Origin of the sequence: Paraburkholderia tuberum STM678 (assembly GCF_902833905.1) — a bacterium.
Classification (GTDB): domain Bacteria; phylum Pseudomonadota; class Gammaproteobacteria; order Burkholderiales; family Burkholderiaceae; genus Paraburkholderia; species Paraburkholderia tuberum.
The window spans coordinates 1-24,048 of sequence record NZ_CADFGP010000041.1 but is presented as its reverse complement, the minus strand read 5'-3'; the positions used below and the strand labels follow the sequence as shown (position 1 = coordinate 24,048).

Sequence of the window (24,048 nt, the reverse complement as noted above, 5' to 3'; positions counted from 1 at the left end):
TTCGGTCTCAATCCATCGCCGCATGCGCGATCGACGCATCTGGTGCCTTGTGCGACGGCCGGATCAGCAGCAACAGCGGGATGACCAGCAGCGTCGCCACGAACATCAGCTTGAAGTCGTTCAGATACGCGACCATCGCCGCCTGCTGCGTGATCGACGCGTTCAGCGCCGCGATGTCATAGTTCGAGCCGCTGTTGAGCATCGACTGGAACGCCGGATTGAACGCGGTGACGTTCGCAGCGAGGTCCGCGTGCGAGATCTGCGTGTTGCGCGTCATCAGCGTCTGCACGATCGAAATGCCGATACTGCTGCCGATGTTGCGCATCAGGCTATAAGTCGCGGTGCCGTCCGCGCGCAGCTCCGGCGACAGCGTCGAGAACGTCAGCGTGGACAGCGGCACGAACACGAGGCCGAGTCCGAAGCCCTGGATCACGCCGGGCCACACGATGTCCGATGCCGATAGCACGATCGTGTACTGCATCATCTGCCACAGCGCGAACGCCGATATCAGGAAACCGCAGAGCAGCAACAGCCGCGCATCGACGCGCTTGAGCAGCCGGCCGGCGATCAGCATCGCGACCATCGTGCCGGCGCCGCTCGGTGCGGTGACGAGGCCCGTGGTCGCGACCGGATAGCCCATCAGGTTTTGCAGCATCGGCGGCAGCAGCGCGCGGGTCGCGTACATCACCGCGCCGATCACGAAGATGAACAACGTGCCGGTCGCGAAGTTCGGGTCCTTCAATAACTTGTACTTGAAAAACGAGCGCTCGCCGATCGTCGCCGTGTGCACGAGAAAAAACGCGAAGCTGATTGCCGCGACGAGCGCCTCGATCACGATCTCGGTCGACGAAAACCAGTCGAGCTGCTCGCCGCGATCGAGCATCGCCTGCAATGCGCCGATCGCGAGGCCGAGCGTGATGAAGCCGAACGCGTCGAACTTCACGTCGTGTTTCGGCGCGCGCGTCGGCAGGAAGCTCGCGACGCCGAACAGCGCGATCGCGCCGATCGGCACGTTGATGAAGAACACCCAGCGCCAGTTGTAGCTATCGGTGAGCCAGCCGCCGAGCGTCGGACCGAGGATCGGCCCGACCATCACGCCCATGCCCCACACGGCCATCGCCTGGCCCTGCTTTTCGCGCGGGTTGATGTCGAGCAGGATCGACTGCGACAGCGGCACCAGCGACGCGCCGAAGATCCCTTGCAACAGACGCGACACGACGATCTGCGACAGCGTCTCGGAGAGTCCGCACAACGCGGACGACACGGTGAAGCCGCCGATCGCGATCAGCAGCAGCCGCTTGACGCTGAGGCGATCCGCCAGCCAGCCGGTGAGCGGCGTGGCGATCGCGGCGGCGACGATATAGGAGGTCAGCACCCACGTGATCTCGTCCTGCGACGCGGACAGCGTGCCTTGCATATGCGGCAGCGCCACGTTGGCGATCGTGCTGTCGAGCGTCTGGATCAGCGTCGCAAGCATGATCGAGATCGTGATCATCGGCCGGTTGAGCAGCTCAGTGGCGCTCGCCGACGTGGAGGCGGAAGACATGGACGGTGGGGAGGCTCGATATAGTAAGCATGCTTAGTATATCGACGATACGGGTTGGCGCTATCGGGAGTTGTGCTGAGAATAGAACGCACACGCAGTCGCGCTGTACGCCGAAGTGCTTCCGTATAATCCGCGCATGAAAACCCAATTCGAAGAGCGCTTCGGCTTTCTGATCTACGACGTCGGCCGGCTGGCGGGCAAGCGGTTCGACGATCTCGCGAGGTCGTCGGTCGATCTGACGCGCGCGCAGTGTCGCGTGCTGGCCTATCTCGGCCACTACGGCGACATCAATCAGGCCCGGCTGGCGGATCTGCTCGAGGTCGCGCCGATCTCGGCGGGCCGGCTGCTCGACCGGATGGAGGAGGGCGGCTGGATCGAGCGGACCGCGAATCCGCAGGATCGCCGCGAGCGCCAGGTGCGCATGACGCCGAAGGCTGAGCGCACGCTCGGCAAGGCGCGTAAGGTCGGCGACGAGGTCGCGCTCGAAGCGCTCAATGGTTTCAGCGATGAAGAAGCGGCGCGGTTGATCGCGCTGCTGCAGCGGGTGCGCGGCAATCTGAGCCGGCTCGTGGATCGCTGAAGCGTCGCGGTGTTGGCGCGACGCCGAAGTCTTTCGCGCGAGCCGGGGTTACGTTGAGCTCGCGCTTCAAATCACGTTATCTGGATTCCGACGCCGGCGTGGCGCCGCTCGGCGGTACCAGCTCGTAACAGCCCGGCGCCACCGACGTTTTTGCTTTTGCATCCGGATGCTGCGTATCGATGCATTTGAACGCGCTCTGATCGCGCTGCACGAAGATCGTGTCGGCGGGACCGTTGTTGACCACGGCGACGATCTTGTAGCCGTCCTGCAGCAGCGTCGCGAGCATGGTGGAACTGGCGCGCCATTGACTGTCGGCGGTGCTCGGCGTTTGAGCTTGTGCGATGAGGGCGGCGGTCGTGCCGGCGAGCGTGAGCGCAGCGGTGGTTGCGGCGAGCGCGACGGTGCGGAGCGTCATTAAGGAACCTCTCGAAGTTGCGACGGAATTGCGGAAGGAAGCCGGAGGTGCCAACCAAACCCGCGGCGCTTCACTGCCCATACCCTGCGACGCCGCTGCTCATCGTTCGTTCCATCAGAAACTCGCGCAATGCTCGCTGGCAAGCCATGCTCGCCATCCGCCAAACTCCGAGATATCGGTTCCCGACTGCACGCCATACGGCTCGCAGAGGAAACCGGTAACCCACGAATCGTCGACGAGTTCGACCTTCCCCAGAACCAGCGGAGACGGAACGGTCGAAATAAACGAGCCGAACTCCGCGCTCGGCATTTCCCACACTTCGACAGCAATTTTTGCGCCGCCATCGGTGACGCGCCACAGGCCTGGACGCCTCGTGCCGTCCGCCGACGCAGGCAGCGCCGACAACCGGTATTGCGCGGCAGTCTGAGTGGCCTGCAAGAGCCGCCCGCGTCGGGCAAGCAGATCGCGGTTGAGGGGCAAACCTTGCATGTGTGCGCCGCAGACCGCGATCCGCATGCGATCGTGGCTCGCCGCGCATCGTTCGCCGCGCGGCTCCGGCTCGACGGTTAGACCTCCGACGCAGTGCACGCCGCTCTTTCGTTGCAGCAGGTCGGCCACACCCAACAGATACTGGTCGGTGAACGCGCGGCCAAAGACGGTCACGCCCCAGGGCAGACCATTCTTCATGAAACCGGTCGGCGTAGCGACGGCGGCATAGTCCAGCAGATTCATGAAGTTCGTGTAATAGCCGAGCAGGGAGTTCGGACCAATGGGGTCGCGCTCCAACTCGTCGAGCGTCACGGCACGCGGATACGTCGGCGTCAGAACGAAATCGAGTGAATCGATCGACGCATCGCAGAGGGCCTTCAATTCCTGCAAGCGGTACTGCGCGCGAAACAGTTCGACCGCGCTCGCGCCGGGTGCCTTCGCCAACACATCGCGAATGACGGGCAAAACCGCAGCGGGTTTCTCCGTCATCAACTCGCCCGCCACGCTGTAACGCTCGGCCACCCACGGCCCCTGATAGAGCAGATTGGCGGTTTCGACAAACGGCGTGAAGTCGATTTCGACAGCTTCACCACCTGCTTCTTCGAGCAACGCGCGCACCTTCGCGAACAGCCCGGGGCTCTCGGAACAGCCGGCGAATTCCAGTTGCGCCGGCACGCCGAACTTGAACGCCGTGGGCTTGCCAAACGCGCGTGCCGTATTCCATTGCGGATTCGCGCGGCTGTATGCATCGCGAGGATCGGGGTGCGCGCTCAACGCAAGCAACTCGCTCGCTTCTTTCGCCGTCGCCGTGAAGAACGTCACGCAATCGAGCGTGCGGCACGCGGGCACCACACCCGCGGTGGACAGCAGGCCTTTAGTCGGCTTGAGACCGACGAGATTGTTCAGCGCGGCAGGCACGCGACCGGAACCGGCCGTGTCGGTCCCGAGCGCGAAACTGGCGACGCCGAGCGCGACCGCGAGTGAAGACCCCGCGCTCGAGCCGCCCGACGGATAGTCGGGATGCACGCTATTGCGACACTTGCCATACGGCGACCGGGTGCCGTTCAGACCGGTCGCAAACTGGTCGAGATTGGCTTTGCCGAGCGGCACCGCGCCGAGCGCGATCAATTGCGCAACGACGCTCGCCGATCGCGACGGCGTGTACGCGAACGCGGGGCACGCGGCGGTCGTCTGAATGCCGGCGAGATCGATGTTGTCCTTGATCACGAAGGGAACGCCATAGAGCGGCAGGCTTTCGACGTCCTGGGTGTCGAGCCAGTCGAGGTAGGGCGCGACTTCATCTTCGGTCAGAAGATGGATGAACAGATTGAACGATGGATTGAGCGCCGCAGCTTTTTCGAGCAGTTCAGCGACGAGCTTGCGCGGCGTGAGCGTTCCATCACGGTATGCGGAGCGAAGTGTCGGGAGGCGAAGATCGAATGACGAGAATGAAGACATGGTTTGCGTCCGGATAATTAGTGACGTTCGACGACGGCGACGCGTTGCCCCGCGCGCACGGGCGAACCCGGCGCCACGTAGATCTCGCCGACCGTTCCGGCGCACGGCGCACACACCGGGATTTCCATCTTCATCGACTCGATGATGAGCAGCACGTCGCCCGCGTCGACCGCGTCGCCGGTTTTCACCTTGACTTGCCAGAGGCTGCCGGCGATCTCGCTGTCCACGGCGACTTCGCCGTCGTGAAGCGGAGCTAACTGAGTGTCTTCGGTGACCGGCGTCTCGAACGTGACTTCCGAGGTGCCCGCTTCACGCCACCGCTCGCGCTCGGCCTGGAAGGCCGCCTGCTGTCTTGAACGGAACTGCTCGATGCTGGCGGATTCGCTAGCGAGAAACGCCTGATAGTCCGGCAACGAAAGCTCGGACTCTTCAATCCGCAACGGAAAACGCCCAAGCGGAAAGTCCGCGCGGATGCGCAACAGTTCGTCGGCCGATACTTCGTAGAAACGAATCTGGTCGAAGAAGCGCAGCAAATAATGCTGTCCGGCGAAATCCGCGACTTCGCGGTAGCGATTCCACATCTGCAACGTGCGGCCGACGAATTGATAGCCGCCAGGCCCTTCCATGCCATACACGCACAGATACGCGCCGCCGATGCCGACCGAGTTCTCCGCGGTCCACGTACGGGCCGGGTTGTATTTCGTCGTGACCAGCCGGTGACGAGGGTCGAGCGGTGTCGCGACGGGTGCGCCGAGGTACACGTCGCCGAGGCCCATCACCAGATAGCTCGCATCGAAGACGATTTGCCTGACCGCGTCGATGGAGTCGAGGTCGTTGATGCGGCGAATGAATTCGAGGTTGCTCGGGCACCACGGCGCGTTCTTGCGCACGGTGGTCATATATTTTTCGATCGCGAGCTGGCACGCGGGGTCGTCCCATGACAGCGGCAGATGAACGACCCGCGACGGCACGCGCAGATCCTTGTGCAACAAGACCTCGTCCCACGCCCGCGCGACGATGTCGAGCAATCTGACGAGCGGCAGATCCTCGGGCCGGTAGTGGATCTGCAGCGAACGGATGCCCGGCGTGAGATCGATGACGCCAGTCAGATGCTGCGCTTCGAGGGACTGCATCAGCGCATGTCCGCGAAACCGTGCCACGAGGTCGAGCTCCGCTGGACCGATTTCGAGCAGCAGATGTGTGTCGCCGGATACACGCGCGACGAGTCTGTCGCGGTCCGCCCCGGTATCGAGCACGATCGGCGACGTCAGCGATGCTCTTCTTTCGCTCGGCGCACCCGGTGCAATCTCGAGGCTCTCCAGTTCCCGACGACGCTCACGCGCAGCCTCACGCGCTTGTTCGACTTCGACGGGCGCGAAGCGGATCTTGTCGCCTGCTTTCAACTGGCCGATCTGCCAGAGGTCCGCCTCGATGATCGTCACCGGACAGACGAAGCCGCCGAGACTCGGGCCGTCGGGTCCGAGAATCACGGGCATGTCGCCGGTGAAGTCGACGGCGCCGACCGCGTACGGATTATCGTGAATGTTCGACGGATGCAGTCCAGCCTCGCCGCCGTCCTCGCGCGCCCACTCGGGTTTCGGTCCGATCAGGCGCACGCCGGTACGGCTGGAGTTGAAGTGAACCTCCCACTCGGTGTCGAGCAGCTGCGCGATATAGCGGGCGCTGAAGTATTCGGGTGCGCCGTGCGGACCATAGATCACGCGAACGGTGCGCACGCCGTCGAGCGTCGGCGCGTCGACGAGCGCCGCTCCGGCCTGCGCATCGCCGAGCGGATAAAGATGCAGCACGTCGCCCGCGCGGATCGCGCGGCCGCCATGTCCGCCGAACTGACCGAGCGTAAAGGTGCTGCGGCTGCCGAGATACAGTGCGACGTCGAAGCCGCCGCGCACGCACAGATAAGCGCGCGCGCCCGCGCCGCGTATCGTGCCGAGCGCGAGCGTCGAACCCGCCGGCACATGGAGGCTCGTGTTCAGCGGCTGAGCGACATCGTCGAGCAGCACCGGAATCTGCGCGCCGGTGATGGCGACCACGGCATCCGTGTTGAAGCGCAGCGTCGGCCCGCTCATCGTGACTTCGAGAGCGGCGGCGTCGGCCGCATTGCCGAGCAGGCGATTGCCGAGCCGCATCGCCCGGTCATCCATCGGCCCCGACGGCGGGATGCCGACTGCCCAGTAGCCCAGGCGGCCGGGATAGTCCTGCACCGTCGTCTGCGTGCCGCCGCTGACGACTTCGACCGTGCTGGCCCGATACCTGAGCCCTTCGAGACATCGAGTCCACGGTTCGCCCGACGCAAACGGCCGGTCGCGCAGAATCTGGCGCAGATAGTCGCGATTGGTCTCGACGCCGTAGAGTCGGGTGTTGCGCAGCGCATCGTCGAGCGCATCGCGCGCTTCATCGCGAGTCGGCGACCACGCGATCACTTTCGCGAGCATCGGGTCGAAGTACGGCGGCACTTCGCAACCGGCCTCGATCCATGTATCGATGCGCAATGCGCGCCCGTCAGCGTGCGGGAACGCGACCTCGGTCAAGAGGCCCGGACTCGGTTTGAAATCACGCCCCGGATCTTCCGCGTAGAGTCGCGCCTGGATCGCGTGCCCTCGCGGCGTTAGACTCGCCGCCAGGTGCTTCAGCGGCGCGAGCGTGCCGGCCGCCAGTTCGATCATCCAACGCACGAGGTCGACGCCCCACACCTGTTCGGTGACGCCGTGCTCGACCTGCAGACGCGTATTGACTTCGAGGAAGTAGAACTGTTCGGCGGCGCTGTCGTACACGAATTCGACGGTGCCGGCGGAGCGATAGTCGACGGCTTGCGCGAGCTTGACCGCTGCCTCGCAGAGCGCGGCCTGAATGCCGTCCGGCAGGCAGGGGGCGGGCGTTTCCTCGAGCACCTTCTGATTGCGCCGCTGCACCGAGCAGTCACGCACGCCAAGCGCGAGCGCGTCGCCTTTGCCATCGCCGAATACCTGCACTTCCAGATGCCGCGCCCGTTCGATGTACTTCTCCAGAAACACGCCGGCATCGCTGAAATTGTTTTCGCCGAGGCGCTTCACGGCATCGAAATGGGCGCCGAGTTCGTCGGCGTTCCAGCACACCCGCATGCCGATGCCGCCGCCGCCCGCGGTGCTCTTCAGCATCACCGGATAGCCGATGGCCTGTGCCGCCGCGAGCGCCGCCGGCAAGTCCGCGAGCAGCCCGGTGCCTTCGAGCATCGGCACCCCTTCGTTGGCCGCGATTTCGCGGGCCGTGTGCTTGAGGCCGAACGCGCGAAGCTGCGCGGGTGTCGGTCCGATGAACGCGATGCCGGCCGCTTCGCAGGCTTCGCCGAACGCCGCGTTCTCCGATAAGAAGCCGTAGCCGGGATGGATCGCCTGCACGCCTTCGCGACGCGCAATCGCGAGGATCTTGGCCACGTCGAGATAAGTCAGCGCGGCCGGACCCTCGCCGAGCGCATGCGCGACAGGCGCTTCGCTGACGTGGCGGCTCGCTCGGTCGGCTTGCGCATAGATGACGACGCCGGTGACGTCGAGTTCGCGCAACGTCCTGAGAATACGGCACGCGATAGCGCCGCGATTGGCGATCAGAATCTTCTCGAACATGGAAGGTGTGTTGATTCGAAGGCGGGCCGTCCCGCCGTGGGAATGGCCGGCCGTGGTCGTCCACGGCCGAAGTCGCGTCAGCGATGCGTCTGGGTCAGTTCTTCGCGCGTACGGCTGAAGTACCGGCCCGAGCGAACCAGCATGAGGAGAAAAAGCCAGTGGCGGATGCGCTTCAATTCCATATCAGCAGCTCCGCGGGCGTCGGGTTGTAGGCGTTGCACGGATTGTTCAACTGCGGGCAGTTGGAGATCAGTACGATCACGTCTATCTCCGCGCGCAATTCGACGTATTTGCCCGGCGCGGAAATGCCGTCTTCGAAGCTGAGCCCGCCCGTGGCCGTGACCGGCACGTTCATGAAGAAGTTGACGTTCGCGCCGATGTCCTGCTTCGACAGGCGGCCGTCGTGAGCGCAGGCACGCAGGAAGTTGTCGCGGCAGCTGTGCATGTAGCGCTTCTCCAGCGCGTAGCGCACCGTGTTGCTTTCCTGCGCGCAGGCGCCGCCGAGCGTATCGTGGCGGCCGCACGTGTCGGCGACGATCGTCAGCATCGGCTTGCCGAGGTTCGAGTACAGCACCGAGCCCGTCGTCAGGTAGAGGCTTTTTTGCCGGCGCAACGTGCGTTGCGGGTCGAAGCGCTCGCGCGGATCGGCGAGGCTGTAGAACAGCGTGTCGACCGCCTGGTTGCCTTCGAGATCGACGATGCGCAGCGTTTGCCCGGCCTTCACCTCGTGAAGCCACGGCTCGCCGGCGGCGAGTGTCTCGCGATGGACCGCGGTTTCCGGACGTTTGTCGCTGACGATAAGCGTGCTGGTCATAAGCGTGGCCTTCGCTCAAAGAAAGAAGCGTTCTGTGTTGATGAAACCGCGTGCGTTCTCTTCGCATGCGGTGCGGCAAACTTCGGCGACCTCGGGCCGCGCGTCGCTCAACTCGAGCTTGACGGGCCTCGGCGCGTACTCGGGGTTCGGGTCGAGCGGGTGCTGGATCGCGGTGAGCACGACGAGCGTGTTCATCGGTGCGTAGAGCTCGACGTAGTTGCCGGCTTTTGAGTTTCCTGGCACGAAACTGAGAACGCCGTCGTCGCTGACATCGACACGGCTGAACAGATTGAGCGTCATCAGCAGGTCAGTGATGCCGAGTCCCCACTTGCCCATTTCGACGAGCAGGTTGTCCGTGCCGTTGCGATAGAACGCGTTGCGCAGCTCCTGGTAGCGGCCCGCGCCGTATCGTTCGCGAACCTCGTCGGCGTTCGACACACCGCCGATGCTGTCGTGCCAGCCACAGGTATCCGCAACGATCGCGGCAAGCACGCGGCCCATGTCGGAGTACAGGCAGTGCCCGACCGTGAGCCTGGCCGTGTGCTGGCACTTCAACGAATCCGGCAGATTGAGCCGTTCGCTCTTTTCCGTCGCGTTGACCATCATCACGCTGACGTTCGCACCGCCGCGCAGGTCGGTAATGCGCAGTGATCGACCACGCTTGACGATCAGCGACGTATGGCCGCCGCCTGGGACGGTTTCTTCAAGCAATAAGGTCGTATCTGAGTTCATACCTGAGTTCCCTTCAGTCGGAGACCAGTTCGATATGCGATGCGCCTCGCACGGCAGCCTCGGCGATCTGCACGGCGGACATGGAATCGCGGCTACGGTCGAGCGCAATGTTGTAGGTGATGCGCGCGCCATAGGCGCCCGGCGCCTGCGGGTCGACGCGCACCTTGTCGAAAACCAGCACGCGGCTTCCCAACGTGAAGCCTTCTTTCAGGTCATGCGTGACCATGAAGATCGTGAGCTTCGCTTCGCGCCACAGGTCGGAGAGCAGCTCATGCATGTCCTTGCGGATGCCGGGGTCGAGCGCGCCGAACGGTTCGTCGAGCAGCAGCACGCGAGGCTTCATCATCAGCGCCTGCGCGATCGCGAGGCGTTGCTGCATGCCGCCCGACAGCTGCTGCGGAAACTTGTTCAAGGCAGCGCCCAGACCGACGCGCTCGAGCATGGCCGCTGCCTCGTCTCCCGCCACGCGCCGACGGGCACCGAATAGCCGGCCGGTGAACTTCGCCTGTGGAAGCTCCAGCCCCAGCATCACGTTGCGCAACACACTCAGATGGTCGAACACCGAGTAGCGTTGAAACACGACGCCGCGATGCCGGTCCGGTTCGCCGGGCAGCGGCTTGCCGTCCAGCAGGATCTCGCCGCGCGTCGCGCGCTCCTGACCCAGCAGCAGGCGCAGAAACGTCGACTTGCCGCAGCCGGACGCGCCGACCATCGAACAGAACTCGCCTTCCTTGACGGTCAGATTCAAACGCTCGAGCACGACCTGGTCGCTGTACTCTTTCCAGACGTTGCGGACCTCGATCATCGCGCGCCTCCGTACCACGGGAAGCACCATTGCGTGATCCGGCGCAGCAGCTCGTCGGTGAGCCATGCGAGCAGCGTGATCCACGCGACGTACGGCAGGATCAGATCCATCGACAGATAGCGGCGCACGAGAAAGATGCGGTAGCCGAGGCCATCGGTCGACGCGATCGCTTCGGCTGCGATCAGAAAGAGCCACGCCGCGCCGAGAGAAAGACGCGTCGCCGCCAGCAGACGCGGCAGCAGTTGCGGCAGCACCAGACGCAGAATCAGCGTCCAGCTGGTGGCGCCGAGCGTCTGCGCCTTGACCCACAGCTCGACCGGAATCTCGCGGGCGCGAGCATGCAGATCGCGAATGATCACCGGCGTGATGCCGACGACGATCAGCACGACCTTCGACAACTCGTCGAGCCCGAACACGATGAACAGGACCGGCAGCACCGCCAGCGGCGGCACCATTGAGATCACGGTGATGAATGGCGACAGCGTCGCGCTGACGAGCGGCAACGAACCGGTCGCGATCGCGGCGACCAGTGCGATCACGGCACTGACGACAAGGCCGATGCCGAGCCGCCGCAAGCTCGACAGCGTGTCGGTCCACAACAGATACTCGCCGGTGCGCTTGTCCTCGGTGAAGGCGGCCGACTTCACCGCGTCGCTCATTTGCGCCGCGCTCGGCAGCAGCTTGTCATCGGGATTGAGCGAGAGTCGCATCGAGGACCCGGTGAAGTAGACCGCGAACAGCACGACGAACGGCAGCAGAAGCAGCATCAAGCCGCCGATCCGGCTCGGATGTCGATTGATGAGTCGCATGGTGAGCGCCTGGTTGGAAAGCTGGGATGCGAGCCCGCCATGGCGAGCCCCCGGCGAGTGCCTGGACGGTCCGTGTCAGAGCTTGCCCGCGGCCGCCATCGCGACGTAGGTCGGATCGAAACGCAGCTTGACGTTGTTCTTGTTGCCGACGACGACGCCCTTGTCGAACGCCATGCCGACCGCGTCCGCGCTCTTCGCGTCCTGTCCGAGCAGGCCGTGATCGAAAGAGAACTTCGCGACGCGCGTCATGATCTTCGGCATGTCGGCGCTGGTGACGAAGTCGAGCGCGGCTTGCGGCGAATAGAAGAGGGCGGTCGTCGCCAGTTGGCCCTTGAAGTTGGCGAGATCGGTGCCCGAGGCCTTCGCCATCGCGCTCAGCGCGGACGTGCTGGCCGCGGAGTCGGTGTGCATCAGCGCGACCATTTCGAACCATGCACCGGTCAGCGCTTTGCCGAGGGCGGGGTTCTGCTGCAACGTCTTCGTGTTGACGACCATCATGTCCATGATTTCGCCGGGGATCTTGCTGGAGTCGAAGACTTCGCTGACGTTCGGCTGCGACTTCAGATCGGCGAGCATCGGATTCCAGGTGACCGCGTTGTGAACCGTGGGGGTCGCGAATGCGCCCGAGATGTCGGCATCCGAGGTGTTCACGACCTTGAGGTCGCGCTCGCTCATGTGAGCGCTTTCGAGCGCGCGTGCGAGCAGGTAGTGGGAGACGGAAAACTGCACGAGGTTGACCTGCTGCCCCTTCAGGTCGGCGATCTGCTTGCCCTTGCCCTTCATCAGCACGCCGTCGTTGCCGTTCGAATAGTCGCTGACGATCAGTGCCGTCGAATCCACGCCGCCGGAGGCGGGAATCGTGAGCGCGTCCATGTTGGTCATCGCGCAGCCGTCGAACTTGCCGGCCGTGTACTGATTGATGGACTCGACGTAGTCGTTCAGCTGCACGACGTCGACATTGATGCCGTATTTCCTGGCCCATTTGGACACGATGCCTTGGGTTTTCGCCTCACCCCACGGCATCCAGCCGGCGTAGATGGTCCAGCAGACCTTGAAGTCGTTGCGGCCCGCGGCGAACGTGGGGCTCGAGGCGAAGGTGGCGAGGGAGACGGCGGCAATACCAAGACAGCGAACGAGCTTGAACATGGGTTGACCTCGGAGGGGACGGTTAGCGACGGCAGGGAGCAGCGCAAACATCGCGTTCTCTCCCGGGCTTTTGTCCCGCCGTGTAACCTCGCCTGAGGTCGACAGCTCTCGGACCAGCACCTGCGTGAAGCAGGCCGGAACCCTAGCCGTCCATTTCCAGATTGTCTGTCGAACCGGAGGTTGCGCCGGCTCCTTGCGCGCTCTTTAAAGCGGGAAGTGTGCCAGGGGCCATACCGCGGGTTGGTCGCTAGCTTTGTGCGGAGAAGGGCAAGTTTTTGCCCTGGGGCGGGGAAGGTGTGCACTGATGTGTGTCAGGGAGTGCACTCGATTCGGGCGTGAGAGGACGGGTATGCGACTCAGCGATGCCAGACAAGATGCAACGGTCGTAGCGGGCTGCCTTGGTGCTCGCATGCGTCTGCGCCGTTCGAACCTGTTATTTGATGCCATCCCTATCGAATGCGAAACGAACCGCAAGTCAATGTCGTCCGGCAGATTCCACGCAGCGTGTGGGTTCTAGGATGTGTGAGTCTTTTCATGGACATCTCATCCGAAATCATCCACAGCCTGCTGCCGATGTTTCTGCTGGCAAGCCTTGGCGCCGGCGCCGGCACGATCGGGCTCATCGAGGGCATCGCGGAGGCCACGGCCCAGATGGTCAAGGTGTTTTCGGGAACGCTGAGTGACTACCTCGGCAACCGAAAGTGGCTCGCCGTAGCAGGGTATTCGCTCGGCGCAATGAGCAAGCCGCTTTTTGCCATTGCGTCCTCGGTTGGAGTCGTGGTGACGGCGCGCGTCATTGACCGTGTCGGCAAGGGCATTCGCGGTGCGCCTCGCGATGCACTCATCGCGGATGTCACGCCGCAGCACCTGCGTGGCGCGGCCTTCGGCCTGCGCCAGTCGCTCGATACGGTCGGTGCGTTCCTCGGACCGCTGCTGGCCGTTGTCATCATGCTGATATGGGCAGATAATTTTCGGCTTGCCTTCTGGCTTGCCGTCATTCCCGGTGTGCTCGCGGTCGCGCTGTTGACGTTTGGTATCACGGAGCCTGAGCACGAGCCTCGCGCCAAAAGAAGCAATCCTGTGCGGTGGCAGAGTCTCAGGGAGCTTGGTTTGGACTACTGGTGGGTCGTAGGGATAGGCGCCGTTTTTGCGTTGGCGCGATTCAGCGAGGCTTTTCTGGTGCTTCGTGCGATGGGCAGCGGCGTACCGATTGCGCTCGTTCCGCTCGTCATGGTGGCAATGAATATCGTCTACGCGCTGTCCGCTTATCCGTTCGGGAAGCTCGCGGACACGATGCGGCATACGCGGCTGCTGATAGGTGGTCTGATCGTGTTGATTGGCGCCGACCTCGTGCTTGCACGCGGCACCCACTGGAGCATAGTCGTCGTAGGCGTAGCGCTGTGGGGCCTGCACATGGGGATGACGCAAGGCCTGCTCGCTACGATGGTCGCGCACACGGCACCTGCGCATCTGCGCGGGACTGCGTTCGGTTTCTTCAATCTGCTGAGCGGCATCGTGACGCTGGTTTCGAGCGTTATCGCAGGCCAGTTGTGGGAACGTCTGGGCGCAGCCACGACCTTTTATGCGGGCGCAGCCTTCGGTCTGATGACCGTGGTGCTGCTGCTCTTTCACCCGACACCGGCTCAATCTCTTCACGACCTGAGCTAACGTGGCATTGCCGGGGTATCCGTCTGGACAATGCGCGCATTGTTGCCGCTATTTCCCCAACGTTGAGTGGTGTGTCGCTGCGTCTGCCTGAACTCGGATGCCCATCGGTCGTCAGGCTTCGTGGCAGCGTTTCAAAACAAAAAAGCCGCTGTCCTTGTGGGACAGCGGCTTTTTCTTGAAGCTGGTGGCGAATCAGGGACTCGAACCCCGGACCTGCGGATTATGATTCCGTCGCTCTAACCGACTGAGCTAATTCGCCGAAAGAAGCGAGATTATGCTGGGGCCACCGGAGGCTGTCAACCCCCGGCTCACAACTTTTTCAGATAGCTCCGGCTGTCGGTCCACTCAATCCTTCGCGTAGATATCCGAGTCCTTGGTTTCGCGCACGAACAGCATGCCGATCACGAAGGTGACCACCGCGATGATGATCGGATACCAGAGCCCCGAGTAGATGTTGCCCTTCGCCGCGACGATCGCGAACGCGGTGGCCGGCAGGAAGCCGCCGAACCAGCCATTGCCGACGTGATACGGCAGCGACATCGACGTATAACGGATGCGCGTCGGGAACATCTCGACCAGCATCGCCGCGATCGGCCCGTAGACCATCGTCACGTAGATCACGAGGATCGTCAGGATCACGATGCTCATCGGCCAGTTGATCTGAGCCGGATCGGCCTTCGGCGGGTAGCCGGCGGCCTTCAGCGTCGCGGCGAGCGTCTTTTCGAACGTCTTGGCTTGCTCCTTCGCGTCGCCGGCGCGGCCGTCGAACGTGTTGACGACCGTATCGCCCACGCGGATCTGCGCGATCGTGCCGGCAGGCGCCGCGACGTTGTCGTAGTTCAGGCCGGCTCGCGACAGCGCGCCCTTCGCGATGTCGCATGAGCTCGTGAACTTCGCCGTGCCCACCGGGTTGAACTGGAACGAGCACTCGGCCGGATCGGCGATCACGACGATCGGCGACTTCGCGGTTGCCGCTTCGAGCGCCGGGTTCGTGTAGTGTGTGAGCGCCTTGAACAGCGGGAAGTAGGTGAGTGCGGCGATCAGCAGGCCGGCCATGATGATCGGCTTGCGACCGATGCGATCCGACAGCGAGCCGAAGAACAGGAAGAACGGCGTGCCGATCAGCAGCGCGAGCGCGATCATGATGTTGGCGCTCGAACCGTCGACCCTCAGCGTCTGCGTGAGGAAGAACAGCGTGTAGAACTGGCCCGTGTACCAGACGACAGCCTGGCCGGCCGTCAGGCCGAGCAGCGCGATAATCACGACCTTCAGGTTCTTCCATTGGCCGAACGCTTCGGAAAGCGGCGCCTTCGAGGTCTTGCCCTCGGCCTTGATGCGCGCGAACACCGGCGACTCATGCAGTTGCAGGCGAATCCACACCGACACCGCGAGCAGCAGGATCGACACGACGAACGGAATGCGCCAGCCCCAGGCGCCGAAGGCGTCTTCGCCCATGAACGTGCGAATGCCGAGAATCACGAGCAGCGACAGAAACAGACCGAGCGTGGCGGTGGTCTGGATCCATGCGGTGTAGAAGCCGCGGCGGTTCGCTGGCGCGTGTTCGGCCACGTAGGTCGCGGCGCCGCCATACTCGCCGCCGAGCGCGAGACCCTGCAGCAGGCGCATCGCGATGAAGAGCACCGGCGAAGCGATGCCGATCGCCGCGTAGCCCGGCAGGAAGCCGACGAGGAACGTCGACAGGCCCATGATGATGATCGTGATCAGGAACGTGTACTTGCGCCCGACCATGTCGCCGAGCCGCCCGAATACGATCGCGCCGAACGGCCGCACCGCGAAGCCCGCCGCGAAGCTGAGCAGCGTGAAGATGAACGCCGCGGTCGGATTGACGCCGGAGAAGAAGCTCTTGCTGATGAAGGCCGCAAGCGAGCCGGCCAGATAAAAGTCGTACCACTCGAAAACCGTACCCAGCGACGATGCGAAGATCACCCGCTTCTCATCGCGCGTCATCGGCACGTGCGAGATTTGCCCGCCAACGGTAGCCATATTGTCGTCTCCAATATTGATATACACGCGGATCGCCGGCACAGGCGTTCCCGTGCAACCGATTATTGGAGTGGAAACTTACGGCGTTCTGACTCGGCGCTGAACCTGGGGGTAGTCCGGTAAGCCGACGAATAGGCGTTCAATTTCCGTCAATGTGCTGGGATGTTCCCGCAATCCACGCTGAAATATCTCAAAAAACGCTGACCGTCACGCTGACGATAGAGGCGCGTTAGGGTAAGTCCCGCCCCGTTCGAGCACGTGCAAGCTGACGCGCACCAGTGTGCCGGCGAGCCGCGGTGACTCCTGGTAGACGTTGTCGTCGATGGCGAGCTCGCCGCCGTGCATTGCCGCAATCTCGCGCACGATCGCGAGGCCGAGGCCGCTGCCGTCGCCCTCGCGGCCCAGAATCCGGTAAAAGCGCTCGACCACACGCGAGCGCTCGCTGGCCGGAATGCCGAGCCCGGTGTCCTCGACTTCCAGGTGCACGAGCCGCGCGGGGGCGTCGTGCCGCACGCGCACGGTGATGCGGCCGCCCGCCGGCGTATAGCGGATCGCGTTGTCGATCAGGTTCGACAGCATTTCACGCAGCATCACCGGATTGCCGGCGACTTCGACCGGCTCGTCGGGCGCTTCGTAGCCGATGTCCATCTGCTTCGCGAGCGCGGCCTGCACCCATTCGCGCACCGCGCTGCGCGCGAGTTCGCCGAGTTCGAGCGGCGTGAAGATCTGCCCCGACCGACGGTTTTCCGCGCGCGCCAGCGCGAGCAATTGCGTGACGAGCCGCGCGGCCTGCTCGGAGCTCGTCGCGATCTGTTCGAGCGAGCGACGAACCTCGGCCGACGCGTTCTGGCGCAGCGCGAGCTCGGCCTGGGTGCGCAGGCCGGCCAGCGGCGTTTTCATCTGATGCGCGGCGTCGGCGATGAAGCGCTTCTGCAGCTCCATGTTCTGTTCGAGGCGCGTGAGCAGATCGTTGAACGACGTGACGAGCGGCTCGATTTCCGGCGGCGCGCGGCGCGCTTCGAGCGGCGACAGATCGTCCGGCCGGCGCGCGCGGATATGCGCCTGCAGCGCATGCAGCGGCTCGAGCCCGCGCGACAGTCCGAACCACACGAGCAGGATCGCGAGCGGCAGGATCACGAACTGCGGCAGGATCACGCCCTTGATGATGTCGTTGGCGAGCTGGCTGCGCTTGTCGAGCGTTTCGGCGACCTGCACGAGCACGGCCTGCGCGCCCGGCGTCTGCGGAAACTCGACGGTCGTGTAGGCGACGCGGATGTCGTTGCCGCGCAGCACGTCGTCGCGGAATTCGACGAGGCCCGGTGGCGGGCGGTCTTCCTCGTGCGGCAGCGGCATGTCACGCTCGCCGGCCACGAGCTCGCCGCGCGTGCCGAGCACCTGAAAGAACACGCTGTCGACGTTGTCGGCACGCAGGAAATCGCGCGTCGACTCGGGCAGCGACAGCTCCGCGACGCCGTTGACCGGATGGATCTGGCGCGCGAGCACGTAGGCGTCGGTTTCGAGCGCGCGGTCGAACGGCCCGTTCGCGATCGACTTCGCGACCAGATAGGTGACCGCGAGGCTCATCGGCCACAGCAGCAGCAGCGGCGCGAGCATCCAGTCGAGAATTTCGCCGAACAGCGAGCGCGGACGCGCTTCGGCGGCGGCTTCGGTTTCGTCGGGCGGGGCGAACGGATTGGCGTAGCGCGCGTCGCGCGCCTCGTCGAGGTCCGCAGCGTGCGCCGTGGCGCGATCAGCGCGTGCGGACATCGCTGGCCTCTATTTGTAGTGGTGGCTCGCCGGCATCGCGGTGGACGACGGCGCGGTGGACGATTGTGCCGCTTGTGCCGTCTGCGGCTCGGAGCCGGCCGGGGTGGCGGGCGCGCTCGCATTCGCCGGCGCCGCCGCTTTTTCGAGACAGTAGCCGAGCCCGCGCACGGTGAGGATGCGCACGCCGCTCGGTTCGATCTTCTTACGCAGCCGGTGCACGTAGACTTCGATCGCGTTGTTGCTGACTTCCTCGCCCCATTCGCACAGATGGTCGACGAGCTGCTCTTTCGAGACCAGCCGGCCGATCCGTTGCAGCAGCACTTCGAGCAGCCCGAGTTCGCGCGCGGACAGATCGATCGCCTGGTCGTTGACGTAGGCGATGCGGCCCACCTGATCGAACGACAGCGAGCCATGCCGCACGACGGTTGGGCCGCCGCCCGCGCCGCGCCGTGTCAGCGCGCGCACGCGCGCTTCGAGTTCGTTCAGCGCGAAGGGCTTGGCCATGTAATCGTCGGCGCCGAGGTCGAGGCCTTTGACGCGTTCGTCGACGCTATCGGCGGCGGTCAGGATCAGCACGGGCAGGTTCGAATTGCGCGCGCGCAGGCGGCGCAGCACCTCGAGCCCGGACATACGCGGCAGGCCCAGATCGAGGATCAATAGGTCGAACGTCTGCATTGACAACGCGGTATCGGCTTCTACGCCGCTTTTCACGTGATCGACCGCATAGGCCGATTGGCGGAGTGATCGAACCAGACCATCCGCGAGTATGCTGTCGTCTTCGGCAATCAGAATTCGCATGATGCGCCAGCCTGGCTTTGCCGGCACCGCGGGGTTGCCCCGGCGCGCAGCGGTCTCCGAACATTATTGTGGGTAGTTGGGGCGATGCGACAGTAAAAGATGCGCGTTCGCATCACAATCGCGCTTGCCAAAACTACTGTTTTTTTATACAGTGTCTGCGTTTCGTGTGATGTCCTGGAGATTCCGCTCAATTCGAGTGGAACCACGGGTGCACACCTGCCTCAGACGCCGTTCATCATAGCAAAGGACGATTCATGGAAGAAAGCAAGAAAGGCTCGGCTGGACTGACTGCTGAAAAGAGCAAGGCTCTCGCCGCCGCGCTCGCGCAGATCGAAAAGCAGTTCGGCAAAGGGTCGGTCATGCGGCTCGGCGCAGGTGAGGCAGTCGAAGACATCCAGGTGGTCTCCACCGGATCGCTCGGCCTCGACATCGCACTGGGCGTCGGCGGTTTGCCGCGCGGCCGCGTGGTCGAAATCTACGGACCGGAATCGTCCGGTAAAACCACGCTGACGCTGCAGGTCGTCGCCGAAATGCAGAAACTCGGCGGCACCGCGGCGTTCATCGACGCGGAACACGCGCTGGACATTCAATACGCGGGCAAGCTCGGCGTGAACGTCGCCGACCTGCTGGTCTCGCAGCCGGACACTGGAGAACAGGCGCTCGAAATCGCCGACGCGCTGGTGCGCTCGGGCTCGATCGACATGATCGTGATCGACTCGGTCGCGGCGCTGGTGCCGAAGGCGGAAATCGAAGGCGAAATGGGCGACTCGCTGCCGGGTCTGCAGGCGCGTCTGATGTCGCAGGCGCTGCGCAAGCTGACCGGCACGATCAAGCGCACGAACTGCCTCGTGATCTTCATCAATCAGATCCGCATGAAGATCGGCGTGATGTTCGGCAACCCGGAAACCACCACGGGCGGTAATGCGCTGAAGTTCTACGCGTCGGTGCGTCTCGACATTCGCCGCATCGGCTCGATCAAGAAGAACGACGAAGTGATCGGCAACGAAACCCGCGTGAAGGTCGTCAAGAACAAGGTGGCGCCGCCGTTCCGTGAAGCGATTTTCGACATCCTGTACGGCGAGGGCATCTCGCGTCAGGGCGAAATCATCGACCTCGGCGTGCAGGCGAAGATCGTCGACAAGGCCGGCGCATGGTACAGCTACAGCGGCGAGCGGATCGGTCAGGGCAAGGACAACGCGCGTGAATTCCTGCGCGAAAATCCGGATATCGCTCGGGAAATCGAGAACCGTATCCGCGAATCGCTGGGCGTCACCGCGATGGCGAACGCCGTGACCGGCGCGGACGCTGAAGTCGCGGGCGAAGAAGAGTAAGCATCAAGTGATACGCAAAGGCCGGCCGCTGTCCGGTTTCGACTCCGGACGCTATCCGGACGGCCCGCGCGACGCGGCGGACGGATCGCCTGAGTCCGGCGATCCGTTCGAATCGTTCGACGCACATGACCGCGCCGCGGGCCGCGGCCCGCAGCGTACGCGGTCTGCACCCGCTGCAGCGTCGTCCAGCCGGGATTCCTCCGGGCTCGATTCCCCAATCCCCTCCGAAGTCACCTACACCCGCTCGCGTCGCCAACCCGGCGAAGAGAAGCCGGGCCAGTCCGACAAAGACGACAGCAGAAAATCCCAACGCCCCGCCCGTTCGCTGAAAGCGCGCGCGCTCGGCTATCTGTCGCGCCGCGAATATAGCCGCGCCGACCTCGCCCGCAAGCTGAAGCCTTACGTCGAGGAAACCGATTCGCTCGACACGGTGCTCGACGCGCTGCAGGCCGAAAACTGGCTATCCGACTCGCGCTTCGCGGAAAGCCTGATCCATCGGCGCGCATCGCGGCTCGGCACGAGCCGCATTCTCGGCGAACTGAAGCAACACGCGCTCAACACGGCGCTCGTCGAAGAGGCGAGCGCGCAATTGCGCGAAACCGAACTCGCGCGCGCCCAGGCGGTCTGGCGCAAGAAGTTCGGCCAGTTGCCGCAAACGCCGGCCGAGCGCGCGAAGCAGGCGCGCTTTCTCGCGTCGCGCGGCTTCTCCGGCGCGACGATCGGCAAGATCCTGAAGGGTATCGACGACATCGGGGACGGCGACTAACACGCCAGTCTCGACGGGTAGGGCAATTACCGCGCCGTAACCTGACGCCAGGCCGTGCGCAATCGGGGCTGTCCCAAATAGCCGTTATGCTAAACTCCAGAAGTTTTCCAATCCGGCCTTTCCTTCCCGCATGTCGCTCTCCCCGCCAGTGTCCCGTCAGTTGCGCCATCGTCGCGCAATCAGAGCGGAAGCTTACGAGCGAGCCGATGGCCTGTGGGATGTGGAAGCGTGCCTGACCGACGAAAAGCCACGCGATGTGGCGCTTGCGTCGGGTGTCCGGCCCAATGGTCAGCCGATCCATGAACTCTGGCTTCGCATCACCATCGATCGCAAGCTCAATGTCGTCAACGCCGAGGCGTCGTCCGACTGGGTGCCCTATCCAGGGTTGTGCCAGGCCAGCAATCCCGCCTACCGTGCCCTCATCGGGCTCAATCTGTTCCACAACTTCCGTCGCGATGCTGCCCGTTTGCTGGCCGGCACGGCCGGTTGCACGCATCTCACCGAGCTGTGCGCGATCCTGCCGACCGCCGCGATCCAGGCGTTCGCCGGCGACGTATGGAACACCGATGACGGCACGCCGGGCGCGAACGCGGGTTCGGGAGACGAATCGTCCAACGGCACAGGCGAGCATTCCAACGACAAACCGCCATTCCAGCTGGGACGCTGCCACGCGCTGCGTTTCGACGGCGAGGCGGTGAAACAGTTTTATCCGCGCTGGTATGGTCATGCACCGCGTCCGGCGCAACGCGCGGCCTCGTCGGACGGCGCGGCGGCCCGCGAACGAAGCGGCGACGCGTCGGCCTGAACGGCGGCAACGGAATCGAAGTTCTATCCAACTCTCAGACTGAAGGGAATCACGCATGAAGATTCACGAGTACCAGGGTAAGGAAATCCTGCGGAAATTCGGTGTCGCGGTACCGCGCGGCAAGCCGGTCTTCTCGGTGGATGATGCGGTCAAGGCCGCGGAAGAGCTGGGCGGCCCGGTGTGGGTCGTGAAGGCTCAGATCCACGCGGGTGGCCGTGGCAAGGGCGGCGGCGTCAAGGTCGCCAAGTCGCTGGAACAGGTTCGCGAGTACTCGAACCAGATCCTCGGCATGCAGCTCGTCACGCACCAGACCGGTCCGGAAGGCCAGAAGGTGAACCGCCTGCTGATCGAAGAAGGCGCCGACATCAAGAAGGAACTGTATGTCGGTCTCGTGATCGATCGCGTTTCGCAGAAGATCGTCGTGATGGCGTCAAGCGAAGGCGGCATGGACGTCGAAGAAGTCGCGGAAAAGACGCCTGAGCTGATCCACAAGGTTGCCGTCGATCCGTCGACCGGCCTGAAGGACTCGGAAGCAGACGACCTCGCGAAGAAGATCGGCGTGCCCGACGCTTCGATCCCGCAAGCTCGCGCGATCCTGCAAGGCCTGTACAAGGCATTCTGGGAAACCGACGCATCGCTCGCCGAAATCAACCCGCTGATCCTGACCGGCGACGGCAAGGTCATCGCACTCGACGCGAAGTTCAACTTCGACTCGAATGCGCTGTTCCGTCACCCGGAAATCGTCGCGTACCGCGATCTGGACGAGGAAGATCCGGCTGAAATCGAAGCGTCGAAGTTCGACCTCGCGTACATCTCGCTCGACGGCAACATCGGCTGTCTGGTGAACGGCGCCGGCCTCGCAATGGCAACGATGGACACCATCAAGCTGTTCGGCGGCGAACCGGCGAACTTCCTCGACGTCGGCGGAGGAGCTACGACCGAGAAGGTCACCGAAGCGTTCAAGATCATGCTGAAGAACCCGAACCTGACCGCGATTCTGGTCAACATCTTCGGTGGCATCATGCGCTGCGACGTGATCGCGGAAGGCGTGATCGCGGCCTCGAAGGCCGTGTCGCTGAAGGTGCCGCTCGTGGTCCGCATGAAGGGCACGAACGAAGACCTGGGCAAGAAGATGCTCGCCGAATCCGGCCTGCCGATCATCTCGGCGGACAGCATGGAAGAGGCGGCTCAGAAGGTCGTCGCGGCTGCTTCGGGCAAGGCGTAAGCCAGCTGTCCACGGCGCATTTACCAGCTCATTTGCCAGGTTTACGAGTGGCGGCGCGCAAGCGACACAGGCGTGAAGCATCGCGCCGAGTGGCGCTACCGCGCGACGCCAAACGAACAGAGGTCAATACATGTCGATTCTGATCAACAAAGACACCAAGGTCATCACGCAGGGCATCACCGGCAAGACCGGTCAGTTCCACACGCGTGCTTGCCGTGAATACGCAAACGGCCGCGAAGCGTACGTCGCGGGCGTGAACCCGAAGCGCGCCGGCGAAGATTTCGAAGGCATCCCCATCTACGCGAGCGTCGCTGAAGCCAAGGCTGAGACGGGCGCGACCGTGTCGGTGATTTACGTTCCGCCGGCAGGCGCTGCCGCCGCAATCTGGGAAGCAGTCGAAGCCGACCTGGATCTCGCAATCTGTATCACGGAAGGCATTCCCGTCCGCGACATGATCGAGATCAAGGACCGTATGCGTCGCGAAAACCGCAAGACGCTGCTGCTCGGACCGAACTGCCCGGGCACGATCACGCCGGACGAGCTGAAGATCGGCATCATGCCGGGTCACATCCATCGCAAGGGCCGCATCGGCGTCGTGTCGCGTTCGGGCACGCTGACGTATGAAGCAGTCGGCCAGCTGACCGCGATCGGCCTCGGCCAGTCGTCGGCAGTCGGCATCGGCGGCGACCCCATCAACGGTCTGAAGCACATCGACGTGATGAAGATGTTCAACGACGATCCGGATACGGACGCCGTCATCATGATCGGCGAAATCGGCGGTCCGGACGAGGCGAACGCCGCGCACTGGATCAAGGACAACATGAAGAAGCCGGTGGTTGGCTTCATCGCTGGCGTCACGGCGCCTCCGGGCAAGCGCATGGGCCACGCCGGCGCGCTGATCTCGGGCGGTGCGGACACCGCCGAAGCGAAGCTGGAAATCATGGACGCGTGCGGTATCAAGGTCACGAAGAACCCGTCGGAAATGGCGCGTCTTCTGAAGGCGATGCTGTAAATCGAATTCGCGTGCCGTTGGCGCGCGATTTTGATACGCTTACGAACTCCTTTCGTGAGCGGGCGGTCCCGAAAAGCGGGGGAGTGCAGACTCCCCCGCTTTTTTTTTGTGCGCCCGGCAGGGCGCACTTACTGGGAGGTGAAAGTCCTCTGCTCGCCCGACAAGGGGAAGAGCTAGCGGAAGGCAAGGGTGTCGCGGGCGACTGCGAATCCGAAGGAAGCCGGAAGCAAAGCGCTGGCCTGACGAACAGGAAGCGGATAC

General features: G+C 63.8%; 19 protein-coding genes, 1 tRNA gene and 1 riboswitch. Of the genes, 7 read left to right on the top strand and 13 right to left on the bottom strand.

Features of this window, described 5'->3' with window-relative positions:
- Positions 1-7 precede the first annotated feature (7 nt).
- Positions 8-1,495, bottom strand: coding sequence for a DHA2 family efflux MFS transporter permease subunit (locus HWY30_RS28865; protein WP_090805458.1), 1,488 nt, complete (start codon positions 1,493-1,495; stop codon positions 8-10).
- 187 nt (positions 1,496-1,682) lie between these two features.
- Here HWY30_RS28865 and HWY30_RS28860 point away from each other — a divergent pair, with 187 nt between their 5' ends.
- Positions 1,683-2,126, top strand: a complete 444-nt coding sequence (locus HWY30_RS28860; protein WP_090801762.1) for a MarR family winged helix-turn-helix transcriptional regulator — start codon at positions 1,683-1,685, stop codon at positions 2,124-2,126.
- Between the two features lie 76 nt (positions 2,127-2,202).
- On the opposite strand, the gene HWY30_RS28855 is transcribed toward HWY30_RS28860, so the two are convergent.
- The 8 genes from HWY30_RS28855 to HWY30_RS28820 form a co-directional block, all read right to left on the bottom strand.
- Entirely contained in the window at positions 2,203-2,541 is a 339-nt protein-coding gene (locus tag HWY30_RS28855; protein WP_090801761.1) for a hypothetical protein, read from the bottom strand.
- Between the two features lie 114 nt (positions 2,542-2,655).
- A complete protein-coding gene (atzF, locus tag HWY30_RS28850; RefSeq protein ID WP_090801759.1) occupies positions 2,656-4,488 on the bottom strand; it encodes an allophanate hydrolase in 1,833 nt (610 codons plus the stop codon).
- Positions 4,489-4,505: 17 nt separating this feature from the next.
- Positions 4,506-8,105 carry an urea carboxylase gene (gene uca, locus HWY30_RS28845; protein ID WP_090801758.1) on the bottom strand — a complete coding sequence of 1,200 codons (3,600 nt, stop codon included), beginning with the start codon at positions 8,103-8,105 and terminating at the stop codon, positions 4,506-4,508.
- A gap of 172 nt (positions 8,106-8,277) precedes the next feature.
- On the bottom strand, positions 8,278-8,919 hold the full coding sequence (locus tag HWY30_RS28840; RefSeq protein WP_090801756.1) for an urea amidolyase associated protein UAAP2: 642 nt from the start codon (positions 8,917-8,919) through the stop codon (positions 8,278-8,280).
- Positions 8,920-8,934: 15 nt separating this feature from the next.
- A complete protein-coding gene (locus tag HWY30_RS28835; protein WP_090801754.1) occupies positions 8,935-9,651 on the bottom strand; it encodes an urea amidolyase associated protein UAAP1 in 717 nt (238 codons plus the stop codon).
- A 13-nt stretch (positions 9,652-9,664) separates the two neighbouring features.
- Positions 9,665-10,456, bottom strand: coding sequence for an ABC transporter ATP-binding protein (locus HWY30_RS28830; RefSeq protein WP_090801752.1), 792 nt, complete (start codon positions 10,454-10,456; stop codon positions 9,665-9,667).
- Positions 10,453-11,265 (bottom strand): ABC transporter permease, encoded by an 813-nt coding sequence (locus tag HWY30_RS28825; RefSeq protein ID WP_090801751.1) that lies wholly within the window; start codon positions 11,263-11,265, stop codon positions 10,453-10,455. Before HWY30_RS28825 ends, HWY30_RS28830 begins: the two co-directional genes overlap by 4 nt.
- 75 nt (positions 11,266-11,340) lie before the next feature.
- A complete protein-coding gene (locus tag HWY30_RS28820; protein ID WP_090801749.1) occupies positions 11,341-12,411 on the bottom strand; it encodes a putative urea ABC transporter substrate-binding protein in 1,071 nt (356 codons plus the stop codon).
- Positions 12,412-12,468: 57 nt separating this feature from the next.
- Positions 12,469-12,568, bottom strand: a riboswitch (guanidine-I (ykkC/yxkD leader).
- A 299-nt stretch (positions 12,569-12,867) separates the two neighbouring features.
- On the opposite strand from HWY30_RS28820, the gene HWY30_RS28815 reads away from it, so the two are divergent.
- Entirely contained in the window at positions 12,868-14,079 is a 1,212-nt protein-coding gene (locus HWY30_RS28815; protein ID WP_090801747.1) for an MFS transporter, read from the top strand.
- 182 nt (positions 14,080-14,261) lie between these two features.
- Here HWY30_RS28815 and HWY30_RS28810 read toward each other — a convergent pair.
- The 4 genes from HWY30_RS28810 to HWY30_RS28795 all read right to left on the bottom strand — a co-directional run bounded on the left by HWY30_RS28810 (position 14,262) and on the right by HWY30_RS28795 (position 18,648).
- Positions 14,262-14,338 (bottom strand) — tRNA-Met (locus HWY30_RS28810).
- Between the two features lie 86 nt (positions 14,339-14,424).
- Complete coding sequence (locus tag HWY30_RS28805) at positions 14,425-16,083, bottom strand: MFS transporter (RefSeq protein ID WP_090805456.1); 1,659 nt, start codon at positions 16,081-16,083, stop codon at positions 14,425-14,427.
- Between the two features lie 207 nt (positions 16,084-16,290).
- On the bottom strand, positions 16,291-17,850 hold the full coding sequence (locus HWY30_RS28800; protein ID WP_090801746.1) for a sensor histidine kinase: 1,560 nt from the start codon (positions 17,848-17,850) through the stop codon (positions 16,291-16,293).
- Between the two features lie 9 nt (positions 17,851-17,859).
- The gene (locus HWY30_RS28795) at positions 17,860-18,648 is read right to left on the bottom strand and encodes a response regulator transcription factor (protein ID WP_090805455.1); all 789 of its coding nucleotides are present in this window, start codon (positions 18,646-18,648) and stop codon (positions 17,860-17,862) included.
- 254 nt (positions 18,649-18,902) lie between these two features.
- Here HWY30_RS28795 and recA point away from each other — a divergent pair, with 254 nt between their 5' ends.
- The 5 genes from recA (at position 18,903) to sucD (ending at position 23,787) form a co-directional block, all read left to right on the top strand.
- The gene (recA, locus tag HWY30_RS28790; protein WP_018421721.1) at positions 18,903-19,979 is read left to right on the top strand and encodes a recombinase RecA; all 1,077 of its coding nucleotides are present in this window, start codon (positions 18,903-18,905) and stop codon (positions 19,977-19,979) included.
- Positions 19,980-19,986: 7 nt separating this feature from the next.
- The gene (gene recX, locus HWY30_RS28785; protein WP_090801744.1) at positions 19,987-20,745 is read left to right on the top strand and encodes a recombination regulator RecX; all 759 of its coding nucleotides are present in this window, start codon (positions 19,987-19,989) and stop codon (positions 20,743-20,745) included.
- Positions 20,746-20,875: 130 nt separating this feature from the next.
- A complete protein-coding gene (locus tag HWY30_RS28780; RefSeq protein ID WP_176078965.1) occupies positions 20,876-21,550 on the top strand; it encodes a DUF2889 domain-containing protein in 675 nt (224 codons plus the stop codon).
- A gap of 55 nt (positions 21,551-21,605) precedes the next feature.
- A complete protein-coding gene (gene sucC / locus HWY30_RS28775; protein WP_013090442.1) occupies positions 21,606-22,775 on the top strand; it encodes an ADP-forming succinate--CoA ligase subunit beta in 1,170 nt (389 codons plus the stop codon).
- 130 nt (positions 22,776-22,905) lie between these two features.
- Positions 22,906-23,787, top strand: a complete 882-nt coding sequence (sucD, locus tag HWY30_RS28770) for a succinate--CoA ligase subunit alpha (protein ID WP_013090441.1) — start codon at positions 22,906-22,908, stop codon at positions 23,785-23,787.
- The last annotated feature ends 261 nt before the right edge of the window (positions 23,788-24,048 follow it).

What these genes read in the sequence shown, in the direction of transcription:
- recA (WP_018421721.1), top strand. Translation starts at nt 18,903, where the DNA reads ATGGAAGAAAGCAAGAAAGGCTCGGCTGGACTGACTGCTGAAAAGAGC.
- sucD (WP_013090441.1), top strand. Translation starts at nt 22,906, where the DNA reads ATGTCGATTCTGATCAACAAAGACACCAAGGTCATCACGCAGGGCATC.
- HWY30_RS28815 (WP_090801747.1), top strand. Translation starts at nt 12,868, where the DNA reads ATGCGAAACGAACCGCAAGTCAATGTCGTCCGGCAGATTCCACGCAGC.
- sucC (WP_013090442.1), top strand. Translation starts at nt 21,606, where the DNA reads ATGAAGATTCACGAGTACCAGGGTAAGGAAATCCTGCGGAAATTCGGT.
- HWY30_RS28840 (WP_090801756.1), bottom strand. Translation starts at nt 8,919, where the DNA reads ATGACCAGCACGCTTATCGTCAGCGACAAACGTCCGGAAACCGCGGTC.
- HWY30_RS28835 (WP_090801754.1), bottom strand. Translation starts at nt 9,651, where the DNA reads ATGAACTCAGATACGACCTTATTGCTTGAAGAAACCGTCCCAGGCGGC.
- HWY30_RS28805 (WP_090805456.1), bottom strand. Translation starts at nt 16,083, where the DNA reads ATGGCTACCGTTGGCGGGCAAATCTCGCACGTGCCGATGACGCGCGAT.
- HWY30_RS28800 (WP_090801746.1), bottom strand. Translation starts at nt 17,850, where the DNA reads ATGTCCGCACGCGCTGATCGCGCCACGGCGCACGCTGCGGACCTCGAC.
- HWY30_RS28830 (WP_090801752.1), bottom strand. Translation starts at nt 10,456, where the DNA reads ATGATCGAGGTCCGCAACGTCTGGAAAGAGTACAGCGACCAGGTCGTG.
- HWY30_RS28860 (WP_090801762.1), top strand. Translation starts at nt 1,683, where the DNA reads ATGAAAACCCAATTCGAAGAGCGCTTCGGCTTTCTGATCTACGACGTC.
- HWY30_RS28780 (WP_176078965.1), top strand. Translation starts at nt 20,876, where the DNA reads ATGTCGCTCTCCCCGCCAGTGTCCCGTCAGTTGCGCCATCGTCGCGCA.
- HWY30_RS28865 (WP_090805458.1), bottom strand. Translation starts at nt 1,495, where the DNA reads ATGATCACGATCTCGATCATGCTTGCGACGCTGATCCAGACGCTCGAC.
- HWY30_RS28825 (WP_090801751.1), bottom strand. Translation starts at nt 11,265, where the DNA reads ATGCGACTCATCAATCGACATCCGAGCCGGATCGGCGGCTTGATGCTG.
- HWY30_RS28795 (WP_090805455.1), bottom strand. Translation starts at nt 18,648, where the DNA reads ATGCGAATTCTGATTGCCGAAGACGACAGCATACTCGCGGATGGTCTG.
- HWY30_RS28855 (WP_090801761.1), bottom strand. Translation starts at nt 2,541, where the DNA reads ATGACGCTCCGCACCGTCGCGCTCGCCGCAACCACCGCTGCGCTCACG.
- uca (WP_090801758.1), bottom strand. Translation starts at nt 8,105, where the DNA reads ATGTTCGAGAAGATTCTGATCGCCAATCGCGGCGCTATCGCGTGCCGT.
- HWY30_RS28820 (WP_090801749.1), bottom strand. Translation starts at nt 12,411, where the DNA reads ATGTTCAAGCTCGTTCGCTGTCTTGGTATTGCCGCCGTCTCCCTCGCC.
- atzF (WP_090801759.1), bottom strand. Translation starts at nt 4,488, where the DNA reads ATGTCTTCATTCTCGTCATTCGATCTTCGCCTCCCGACACTTCGCTCC.